At 72.3% G+C, this 10,125-nt stretch carries 11 protein-coding genes; 6 read left to right on the top strand and 5 right to left on the bottom strand.

Annotated features, from left to right (window positions below; translation table 11 throughout):
* The 3 genes from ABZ646_RS30980 to ABZ646_RS30990 form a co-directional block, all read left to right on the top strand.
* On the top strand, window positions 1-449 hold a 449-nt coding region (locus ABZ646_RS30980; protein ID WP_360526037.1), incomplete at its 5' end, for an ATP-binding cassette domain-containing protein.
* Between the two features lie 245 nt (window positions 450-694).
* Entirely contained in the window at window positions 695-958 is a 264-nt protein-coding gene (locus ABZ646_RS30985) for a hypothetical protein (protein WP_360526040.1), read from the top strand.
* Window positions 959-1,108: 150 nt separating this feature from the next.
* Entirely contained in the window at window positions 1,109-2,905 is a 1,797-nt protein-coding gene (locus ABZ646_RS30990) for a phosphatidylglycerol lysyltransferase domain-containing protein (RefSeq protein WP_360526043.1), read from the top strand.
* A gap of 246 nt (window positions 2,906-3,151) precedes the next feature.
* On the opposite strand, the gene ABZ646_RS30995 is transcribed toward ABZ646_RS30990, so the two are convergent.
* The 4 genes from ABZ646_RS30995 to ABZ646_RS31010 all read right to left on the bottom strand — a co-directional run bounded on the left by ABZ646_RS30995 (window position 3,152) and on the right by ABZ646_RS31010 (window position 7,273).
* Window positions 3,152-4,570, bottom strand: a complete 1,419-nt coding sequence (locus ABZ646_RS30995; RefSeq protein ID WP_360526046.1) for a HAMP domain-containing sensor histidine kinase — start codon at window positions 4,568-4,570, stop codon at window positions 3,152-3,154.
* A 36-nt stretch (window positions 4,571-4,606) separates the two neighbouring features.
* Window positions 4,607-5,353 (bottom strand): response regulator transcription factor, encoded by a 747-nt coding sequence (locus tag ABZ646_RS31000; protein WP_360526049.1) that lies wholly within the window; start codon window positions 5,351-5,353, stop codon window positions 4,607-4,609.
* Between the two features lie 211 nt (window positions 5,354-5,564).
* The gene (locus ABZ646_RS31005; protein ID WP_360526052.1) at window positions 5,565-6,167 is read right to left on the bottom strand and encodes an FMN reductase; all 603 of its coding nucleotides are present in this window, start codon (window positions 6,165-6,167) and stop codon (window positions 5,565-5,567) included.
* On the bottom strand, window positions 6,164-7,273 hold the full coding sequence (locus ABZ646_RS31010; RefSeq protein ID WP_360526055.1) for an LLM class flavin-dependent oxidoreductase: 1,110 nt from the start codon (window positions 7,271-7,273) through the stop codon (window positions 6,164-6,166). Before ABZ646_RS31010 ends, ABZ646_RS31005 begins: the two co-directional genes overlap by 4 nt.
* A gap of 188 nt (window positions 7,274-7,461) precedes the next feature.
* Here ABZ646_RS31010 and ABZ646_RS31015 point away from each other — a divergent pair, with 188 nt between their 5' ends.
* Entirely contained in the window at window positions 7,462-8,895 is a 1,434-nt protein-coding gene (locus ABZ646_RS31015; protein WP_360526058.1) for a DUF4157 domain-containing protein, read from the top strand.
* A gap of 9 nt (window positions 8,896-8,904) precedes the next feature.
* Here the strand turns inward: ABZ646_RS31015 and ABZ646_RS31020 are convergent, their stop codons facing one another.
* Entirely contained in the window at window positions 8,905-9,363 is a 459-nt protein-coding gene (locus ABZ646_RS31020; RefSeq protein WP_360526061.1) for a hypothetical protein, read from the bottom strand.
* A 144-nt stretch (window positions 9,364-9,507) separates the two neighbouring features.
* Here ABZ646_RS31020 and ABZ646_RS31025 point away from each other — a divergent pair, with 144 nt between their 5' ends.
* A complete protein-coding gene (locus tag ABZ646_RS31025; RefSeq protein WP_360526064.1) occupies window positions 9,508-9,840 on the top strand; it encodes a YnfA family protein in 333 nt (110 codons plus the stop codon).
* Between the two features lie 172 nt (window positions 9,841-10,012).
* Window positions 10,013-10,125: SDR family NAD(P)-dependent oxidoreductase (locus ABZ646_RS31030; RefSeq protein WP_360526067.1), on the top strand; the 113-nt coding region annotated here is incomplete at its 3' end.

Here is a 10,125-nt window from a genome sequence, read left to right on the forward strand (position 1 = left end):
TGAAGCTGACCGGCACGAAGGCGAACCGCCGGGAGAAGGACGAACTCGTCGAGGAGTCCCTGACCCGCGCCGGCCTGTGGAAGGAGGTCCGCGACCGGCTCCGCCAGCCCGGCGGCGCGCTGTCCGGCGGCCAGCAGCAGCGCCTGTGCATCGCGCGCGCCCTGGCGGTCCGCCCCCGGGTCCTGCTCATGGACGAGCCCTGCTCGGCCCTGGACCCCACCTCCACCCGGCGCGTCGAGGAGACGATCCAGGACCTGGCCGGCCAGGTCACCGTCGTCATCGTCACCCACAACATGCAGCAGGCCGCCCGCGTCTCCCAGCAGTGCGCGTTCTTCCTGGCCGAGCAGGGCACCCCCGGCGGCATCGTCGAGCACGGCGCCACGGAGGCCGTCTTCAACTCCCCGCAGGACCGGCGCACGGCGGACTACGTGGCGGGCCGCTTCGGCTGACCGGGCGGTACGGACCGGTCCGCGGCACCCGGGGACCGTCCCGCCGCCGCGCAGGGCGTCACCCCGCCGTACCCCGGGGTGTCACCCGTGCGGGGCACGCCGACGCCGTACGGGACGGCGGTGGCGGGGCCGGTGTCCTCGATGTCCGGGCTGGTGCGGATGCACACGTCCTGGGGCGCTGCGGACCCTACGTATTGTAGGTTCCCCATCGGCCACGGCGGCCCGTCAGCTCATCGGGGGTACTCATGCACGGCTCGGACACGCAGGAGGCGCGGCGCGCACTCGGCCCCACGGTCGCGGTGCTGGTGGCGAGCCTGCTGGTCGCCGCGGTGGGCGTGTACGAGCTGTCCGGCTTCGGCCTGCACAGTCTCGACCGGCGCCCGCACCTGTTCAGCGACGGGCTGGCGACGGGCGGGGTGATCGTGGCGGCGGTGGCGGCGGGTGCGGCCATCGGCAACCTCGCGTGGATGCTGGCGGCCCGGCGGCGGGCCGAACGGGAGCGCCGGTAGCCGAACGGGAGCGCCGGTAAGGACGCCTTCCCGTTTCACACCGTTTTCCCTACCGTGGCAGGCTGTTCCCCCGCCTCCCACAGCTAACCTACAGACTGTAGGGTCAGCCCTCCGTCATCCCGTTTCCCGTCCCCAAGGCGACCGGTCACCATGCCCCCACAGCTGTCGGCACTGATCCCCGAGCGCGCGTCCGCCGCCCGCCGCGATCCCGCCACCGAATCCGGCGGCGCACTGCGCAGGCGAGCCGCCGACTTCACCGTCTGGTACCTGCGCGTGATCGCCGTGCTGAACATAGCGGCGGTGCTGTCGCTGCCGTTCCGCCAGGAGGTCGACGAGCACAACAACGGCCGCATCACCCTGCACCTGCACCGGCAGCACGCGCACCACTCCGGCCAGTTCTTCACACCGTACCTGGCGACCGCGGGCCTGGTCTCCGCCGCGCTCGCCATCTTCTTCGTGCTGGTGATGCGCCGCCGCAAGCGCGCGGCCTGGGTGGTCAACACCGCGCTGTCCACTCCCCTCTTCGCGCTCTACGTCCTCGCGCTCACCCAGCACGAGTACCGCGCCCACGTCTTCAACTGGGTCTCCGCGGCCGTCACCGGCCTCTTCGTGGCCGCGCTGCTGGTCAGCCGCCGGGAGTTCATCGCGGTCGGCGACCCGTCGAACCCGAAGACGGCACTGGCGGTGGGCGCGGGCGGGATCCTCGTCACGGGCGGCCTCGGCACCCTCCTCGTGCACGCGACGAACAAGCTCCCCGGCGCCACCCTCCCCGACGAGATCGCCTACACGCTCCTGCGGGGCGTCAGCGTCGGCCCGCTCGCCGACCACGTGACCGCGGTGCACGCCCCCCGCTGGACCGACATCATCATCAACATCCTGCTCGCGATCGCCTTCTGCCTGGTCCTGTACGCGGGCTTCCGCTCGCCGCGCGGCCGCCGGCTGCTCAGCTCGGAGGACGAGGACCGGCTGCGCGCCCTGCTGGACAAACAGGGCGCCCGTGACTCCCTCGGCTACTTCGCGCTGCGCCGCGACAAGGCGGCGATCTTCTCCCCGACCGGCAAGGCGGCGGTCACCTACCGTGTCGTCGGCGGCGTGAGCCTCGCCTCGGGCGACCCGATCGGCGACCCGGAGGCCTGGCCGGGCGCGATCGACGCATGGCTGACGGAGGCCCGCCGGCACGCGTGGACCCCCGCCGTCATGGGCGCGAGCGAGGAGGCGGGCACCGTCTACGCCCGGCACGGTCTGGACGCCCTCGAACTGGGTGACGAGGCGATCGTCGACATCGCCGACTTCACCCTCGAAGGCCGTGCGATGCGGGTCGTCCGCCAGGCCCACAACCGGGTCCGCCGGGCCGGCTACACGGTCCGCATCCGCCGTCACGAGGACATCCCCGCGGACGAGCTGGCACTGCTCATCGACCGGGCCGACCACTGGCGCGACGGCGCCACCGAACGCGGCTTCTCCATGGCGCTGGGCCGCCTCGGTGACCCGGCGGACGGCCGCTGCGTGATGCTGGAGTGCCGGGACGCCGACGACACCCCCCGTGCCCTCCTGAGCTTCGTGCCCTGGGGCGAGCACGGCCTCTCCCTCGACCTGATGCGCCGCGACCGCAACTCCGAGAACGGCCTGATGGAGTTCATGGTCGTGGAACTCCTGCTGCGCGCCGGCGAGTTGAAGGTGGACCGGGTCTCGCTGAACTTCGCGATGTTCCGCTCGGTCTTCGAACGCGGCTCCCGCCTCGGCGCGGGCCCGGTCCTGCGCCTGTGGCACGCCATCCTCACCTTCTTCTCCCGCTGGTGGCAGATCGAGTCCCTCTACCGGGCGAACGCCAAGTACCGCCCGGTCTGGGAGCCCCGCTACCTCCTCTTCGCCCGCAGCAGCGACATCCCGCGCATCGGCCTGGCGAGCGCCCGCGCGGAGGGCTTCCTCACGGTTCCCTGGGGATGATCCGCGGGGTACAGGACCGGCGGCTGAAGGCCCGATCGCGGATCACCCCGGGCCTTCAGCCATGGCACGGCGGAAGGCCGCCCGCATCCGCCGGGGCGTGCGCCGACGCCCGCCGCACGAGTACCGTCGGCACGTCCCACGCCCGCATCTCCTCAAGGGCTTCGCCGAGCCGTCGGTGCTCGGCGACGACCCGTTCCGGAGCCTGCACGGCGACCTCGCGCGCCTGCCCGTCTCCTGCCGGGCGGGTCAGACGCGGGGCGCGCCGCCCGTGAAGCCTCCACCCACCGTGAACCCGATCACCGCGCCGCCGCCCTCCCGGCGGAAGGCGAAGGGGGCGCCGCCGTGGGCCATGGCCACCTCGCGGACGATGGAGAGGCCGAGGCCCGAGCCGGGCAGGGAGCGGGCGTCGGCGGCGCGGTAGAAGCGGTCGAAGATGCGGATCAGGTCGCCCTCGGCGATACCGGGGCCGCGGTCCAGGACCTCCACGCGGACCGCGCCGGGCCGGGCGGGCCCGGTGATCCTGAGCTCGATGGGGCCCTTGCCGTCCCGGTCGAACTTGGCCGCGTTCTCCACCAGGTTGGACATGGCCCGTTGCAGCATGCCGGGGCGGCCGTCGGTGGTCGTGTCCCCGCTGAAGCGGAGCAGGATCTCCCGGCCGGTACGGCGCCTGGCCAGCACGGCGACCTCCTCCGCGATGTCGACGAGGTCCACGTGCTGCGGCGGCTCCGTGTCCGACTGCCCGGCGGCCAGGTCGACCAGCTCGTTGACCAGGTCGGTCAGTTCACGTGCCTCCTGGCCCAGGTCGGCGACGAGTTCGTCACGGGTGGCGGGCGGCAGCTCGTCGATACGGCGGAGCAGCGAGATGTTGGTCCGCAGCGAGGTGAGAGGGGTGCGCAGTTCGTGGCCCGCGTCCTGGACCAGCCGCCGCTGGTCCTCCTCCGACTGGGCGAGCCGACCGAGCATCCGGTCGAAGGCACGGCCGAGCCGCCCCACCTCGTCCAGGCCGGTCACCGGCACCTGGATGCCGAGCTGCCGGGTGCGGGCCACGTCCTCCGCGGCCGAGGTGAGGATCACCAGCCGGCGGGTGATCCGCCGGGCCAGCCACCAGCCGATCAGCCCGGCGGCGACCACGACCGCCGCCATCAGCGCCAGCGTCCGCTGCTGGAGCGCCCGCAGCAGGTCCTCGGTGTCGCTGAACTCCTGCGCCACCTGCACCGCGCCCCGCCCGTCGCCGAGCGCGACCGTGGCGATCCGGAACAGGTCCTCGCCGACCCGGACGTCCTTGTGCTCGACCGTCCTCCCGGCGGCCCTGGCGGTGGCGGCGGCCCGGTCCGCGGCGGTGACCGGCAGCACCGGGCTGCCGTGGTCGACGATCTCGCCCTGCGTGCCGAGCACCTGGACGTCGGTGCGGGCCGGCCGGACCAGGTCGTGGCCGGGCCGGGAGGAGGAGAAGTCGTCCGGCATCATCCGGTGCTGCTTGACCTCGTCCTGGACGTCGGAGACGACCTGGGTGAACACCGACTGCTGGTCGACGCGGACCAGCCGGGCGGCGGCGTTGTACGACAGGATGCCGACGACGATCGTGACGGCCGCGGTGACCGCCGCGAAGGAGACGACGAAGGTGGTGCGCAGGGAGACGAGTCCCGGCCGACGGCGCGCCAGCACCCGTCCGATCCGATCCGGCCGCCGGAGGCGGCCCACTCAGTCCTCCCGCAGCACGTAACCCACGCCCCGCACGGTGTGGATCAGCTGCGGGGCACCGGGCTCGTCGAGCTTGCGGCGCAGGTAGCCGACGTAGACGGCGAGGTTCTTGGAGCCGGGGCCGAAGTCGTAGCCCCAGATGCGGTCGTAGATCGTGGAGTGGTCGAGGACGATCCCCGCGTTGCGGGCGAGCAGTTCGAGGAGTTCGAACTCGGTGCGGGTCAGCTCCAGCTCACGACGGCCGCGCCAGGCCCGGCGGGCCTGGAGGTCCATCCGCAGGCCGGCCGCCTCGATCTGCCGGTCGGAGATCTGCGGCTCGCGCCCGGAGTCGCCGCCGACGGACACACCGCCACCGGTGCCGCCACCGCCGGCCGGCACCGGGGAGGTACGGCGCAGCAGCGCGCGCAGCCGGGCGAAGACCTCCTCGACGTCGAAGGGCTTGACCACGTAGTCGTCGGCGCCGGCGTCCAGGCCCGCGATCCGGTCGGCGGTCTCGACCAGCGCGGTCAGCATGAGGATCGGGGTGCGGTCGCCCTCCGCGCGCAGCACCCGGCAGACCTGGAGGCCGTCGATGCCGGGCATCATCACGTCGAGGAGCAGGACGTCGGGGTGGGTGCGGTGGGCGTGCGCCAAGGCTTCCACGCCGTCCGCGACCGCGGTCACCTCGTAACCCTCCAGGGTGAGGGCACGCTCCAGGGCGTGGCGGATGGCGCGGTCGTCTTCGGCGAGCAGCACAGTCTGGGGCACGTCCCCAGTCTGCCAAGGCAGCCGCTGCTTGGCCGGGGTGAGCGGGTCTACGATCACCCTTTTTACCTGCCTCTCACCGTCACAACGGAACCTGCGGCGGGTTTCGGCTGCGCGCGGGTGGGGGCTTTCGGCCGCGGGTGGGCGGCGGCCGGTCGCGCGGTTCCTCCCCCGGCCGACGGCCGGGGGCACCCCCAGCGCGCCCCCGCCCCCCTCAGCTCGCGGCCAGCCTCGCCAACTGCTCCGCGAACGGCACCACCGGCAGGTCGGCGTCCGGCTTGCGGGGCTTGACCGCCGCCAGCCCGGACATCAGCGCCGCCAGCTCCCCCGCCGCCCGCTCGACCCGGTCCTCCAGGCCCTCGGCGCCCCAGTCCTCCGACGCCGCGTACACGCCCGTCGGGACGACGACGGCCCGCAGGTAGGCGAACATCGGCCGCAGCGCGTGCTCCAGGACCAGCGAGTGCCGGGCCGTGCCCCCGGTCGCCGCGATCAGCACCGGCTTGCCGACCAGCGCCTCCTTGTCGAGCACGTCGAAGAACGACTTGAACAGCCCGCTGTACGACGCGGTGAACACCGGGGTCACGGCGATCACGCCGTCCGCCTCGGTCACCGCCTCCAGGGCGGCCGCCAGCTTCCGCCCCGGGAACCCGTTGGTGAAGTTGTGCGCGATCTCCACCGCGAGGTCGCGCAGCTCCACGATCTCGATCTCCACCCCGGCACCGGCCGGGGCCCGACCCACCGCGGCGGCCAGCCGGTCGGCCAGCAGCCGGGTGGACGAGGGCACGCTCAGCCCCGCGGAGACGACGACGAGCTTCATGCCTGGACCTCCTCCTTCTCCGCGATCGCGGCCGCGGCGGCGGCCGCGACCAGCGACGCGTGGGTGGGCGCCTCGGGAACGTCCGCCGGGCGGCCCTTCGCGAACTCCTCGCGCAGCACCGGTACGACCTCCTCGCCCAGCATGTCGAGCTGCTCCAGGACCGTCTTCAGCGGCAGCCCCGCGTGGTCGACGAGGAACAGCTGGCGCTGGTAGTCACCGGCGTACTCGCGGAACGCCAGCGTCTTCTCGATGACCTGCTCGGGCGAGCCGACGGTCAGCGGGGTCTGGTCGGTGAAGTCCTCCAGGGAGGGCCCGTGGCCGTAGACCGGCGCGTTGTCGAAGTACGGCCGGAACTCGCGCACCGCGTCCTGCGAGTTCTTCCGCATGAACACCTGGCCGCCGAGGCCGACGATCGCCTGCTCGGGCGCGCCGTGCCCGTAGTGGGCGTACCGGGCCCGGTACAGCTCGACCATCCGCTTGGTGTGGTCGGCGGGCCAGAAGATGTTGTTGTGGAAGAAGCCGTCGCCGTAGTACGCGGCCTGCTCGGCTATCTCGGGCGAGCGGATGGAGCCGTGCCAGACGAACGGCGGGACGTCGTCCAGCGGGCGCGGGGTGGAGGTGAAGCCCTGGAGCGGGCTGCGGAACTTGCCCTCCCAGTCGACCACGTCCTCGCGCCACAGCCGGCGCAGCAGGGCGTAGTTCTCGATGGCGAGGTTGATGCCCTGCCGGATGTCCTGCCCGAACCAGGGGTAGACCGGGCCGGTGTTGCCACGGCCCATCATGAGGTCCACCCGGCCGTCGGCCAGGTGCTGGAGCATCGCGAAGTCCTCGGCGATCTTCACCGGGTCGTTGGTGGTGATGAGGGTGGTGGAGGTGGAGAGGACGAGCTTCTCCGTGCGCGCGGCGATGTGGCCGAGCATGGTGGTCGGCGACGACGGCACGAACGGCGGGTTGTGGTGCTCACCGGTCGCGAAGACGTCGAGCCCGACCTCCTCGGCCTTCAGCGCGATCGCGACCATCGCCTTGATGCGCTCCCGCTCGGTCGGCGTGCGCCCCGTGGTGGGGTCCGGCGTGACGTCGCCGACCGTGAAGATCCCGAACTGCATGCTCGCTCACCCTCCAGGTTGTTTACGATTCAACTATACCCGGAGAACGAGACCCCACCGCCACCTATTCCCCACGCCTACCACTGCCCGATAGGTCCGCAAGTCTGCCCCCGCACCCCTGGGAACGCGGACCCTGCTCGTGTGAAGGTGAGGGTTTGGTTCGCCTTGACCGTCGGAGGAAGGCACACATGGGACTCGCCCGCGACGAGAACACCACGACCGGGCAACGGCGGGCACCTCAGCGACCGAGAGCGATCCCGACGACCGCCGGAACGGCGGTGCAGCGGATGCTCGCCGAGCAGAGCCGCGCCGGTAACCAGGCGGTCGTCGAGATGCTGCGGCGGTCCGGACACCCGGGCGCACAGGACCTGCACCAGCACGGCCCGGCATGCGGACACCGGTCGCCGCAACCGCCGGTCCAGCGTTCCGTGTCCGGCGTCACCGTCGCGCGCACCGAGGACGAGCACGACCACGGCCAGGTGCACGACACCAGCCCGCAAGGGCAGAGCGCCCTGCTGGCCGCGGCCATGAGCTCGTCGAGCGAGTCGCTGCCCTCGTCGGTCGTGGCGAAGGCCGGGGCCTTCTACCAGAACGACCGGCTCTCCTCCACCCGCGTCCACCGCGACGCGGTCGCCCAGCGCGCCACGGCCGCGATGGGCGCCCAGGCCATGACCGTCGGCAACCACATCTTCCTCTCCGCCGGCACCGCGGGCGACGACAAGCTGATCGGCCACGAACTCAGCCACGTCGACAAGAACCTCAAGGGGCTGCCCGAGACCGGCAACAGCAACGGCGCCGGCGTCACCGTCACCGACCCGAGGCAGGACTCCGAACAGGCGGCCGAGCGGGACGGCAACGCCTACGCCGCGGGCCAGGCGACCGCTCCCTCCCTCGCCGCCCCGCGCGCGACGGCGAACGAGTCGCACGGACCCGTCCAGCGGATGCCGGAGGGAGGGGAGTCCTCGGAGGCACCCCAGGGCGGACGGCAGCTCGCGCTGGAGAGCAAGGCGGCGGACGCCAGCATCGAGGATCACATCGCACAGCTGCCCGAGGACAGCGAAGAGGAAGTCATCCTGAAGCGCGGCGTGACGCCCACCCAGCGAATGCATCTCCAGAAGGAGATCATCCGCGGCTCGTTCGTCAGCTTCCCGGCGATTCTCAGGCAGCCCGACGAGAACGCCACCCGCCCCGACCCGACGCACGTCTACGAATACACGAGCCAGCATCGCAACGACGACACCGCACAGCTGATCGAGTTCTCCACGAATCCCACGACGGCCCTCCACTTCGCGTCGGAAGCCCGCTTCGGATACCTGCTCACCATCCGGATCAAGCGGAAGTACCTGGTGAAGGGGTCCCAGAGCGAGTTCGGCTGGATCTCGAGACAGGGCGCGCCCTACGACATCGTCGCGGTCGAGCGCAGGGACTCGCTGGAGGAGGGAATCGTCGCGCTGACCGAGGGCGAGTTCCGCGAAGTGGTCAGGAACGAGGAGATGGCCGAGTTCCTGCTCTCGGTCCAGGACCCGATCGCGATGGCCGCCCACCTGGGCAAATTCCAAGGAGCGGAGAAGGTGGCGGAGGCCCGGCGGATCGCGAACCTCAAGAAGCAGATGTACGGCTGAGCGGCCGGGTCAGAACGCGTACGGGTCACCGGTGGCCAGCACCAGCACCCGCTGCCTGTCGTTCGCACGGTCGTGGTCCACGGCACCGCCGCCCCACACCATGTCCACCTCCAGCACCACCTCCGCCGGCCGCTCCCGCAGCCGTACCGGAACCACCAGCTGCTCGCCCGGCACGTCCACGGCCAGCGGACCGGTACCGCACACCACCTCCCGGTCGCCGGTGCGCGCGCACCGGTCCGGGAGCACCTGGCCGTCCGCCAGCGGCGCCGACCAGCTCAGCCGCACACTGGCACCGGTCACGGCGTCCGGCCCGTGGTCGCGCGGGGTCACCCGGACCTCCGCCAGGTCCCCGCGCATCACCACCGACCCGTGCACCTCCAGATCGGCGTCCCCGGCCCAGGCGCTCCCCCCACCCCCGAGCACCAGCGCCCCCACGCCCACCGCAAGCCCCCACCGACGCACACCCATACCACCCGTGCCACCCATGCCACCCGTCCCATCCGTCCGTGCCACCCGGTCCGTCTCCGGCATTCGTACGGATGTATGCCACCCGGCCCCCGCCGCAGGCGCCCTCCATCAGGTGACACGGTCACGAAGTGGCAGGCTGCTGCCATGCTGATCCTCCGCTCCGCCGCCCTGTTCGTCGTCGCCGCCGTCTTCGAGATCGGCGGTGCCTGGCTGGTCTGGCAGGGCGTGCGGGAACACCGCGGCTGGCTCTGGATCGCCGGCGGCATCATCTCCCTGGGCGCCTACGGCTTCGTCGCCACCTTCCAGCCGGACGCCCACTTCGGCCGCATCCTGGCGGCGTACGGCGGGATCTTCGTCGCGGGCTCGATCCTGTGGGGCATGGCGGCGGACGGCTACCGCCCGGACCGCTGGGACATCACGGGAGCGGCGATCTGCCTGACCGGAATGGCGGTCATCATGTGGGCCCCCAGAAACTGACCTGGGAAGAGCGCCCCGCCAGAGGCGCTGGGGGTCCCCCCGGCCGAAGGCTGGGGGAGGAACTGCGCGAGCAGCCCCCACGCACCCGCACCGACGCAACGGCCGAATCCCCACCCCACCTATCCTTGCTCCCACAAGGCCGCACAATTGACCCCCTGAGGAGCACACCCCCATGGCCCCCTCCCGCATCGCGGTAGTCACCGGCGCGAGCAGCGGAATCGGTGCCGCGACCGCCCGCAGCCTCGCCGCCGCCGGCTACCGCGTCGTCCTCACCGCCCGCCGCGA

The organism is Streptomyces sp. NPDC007162, assembly GCF_040634175.1.
Lineage (GTDB): Bacteria > Actinomycetota > Actinomycetes > Streptomycetales > Streptomycetaceae > Streptomyces.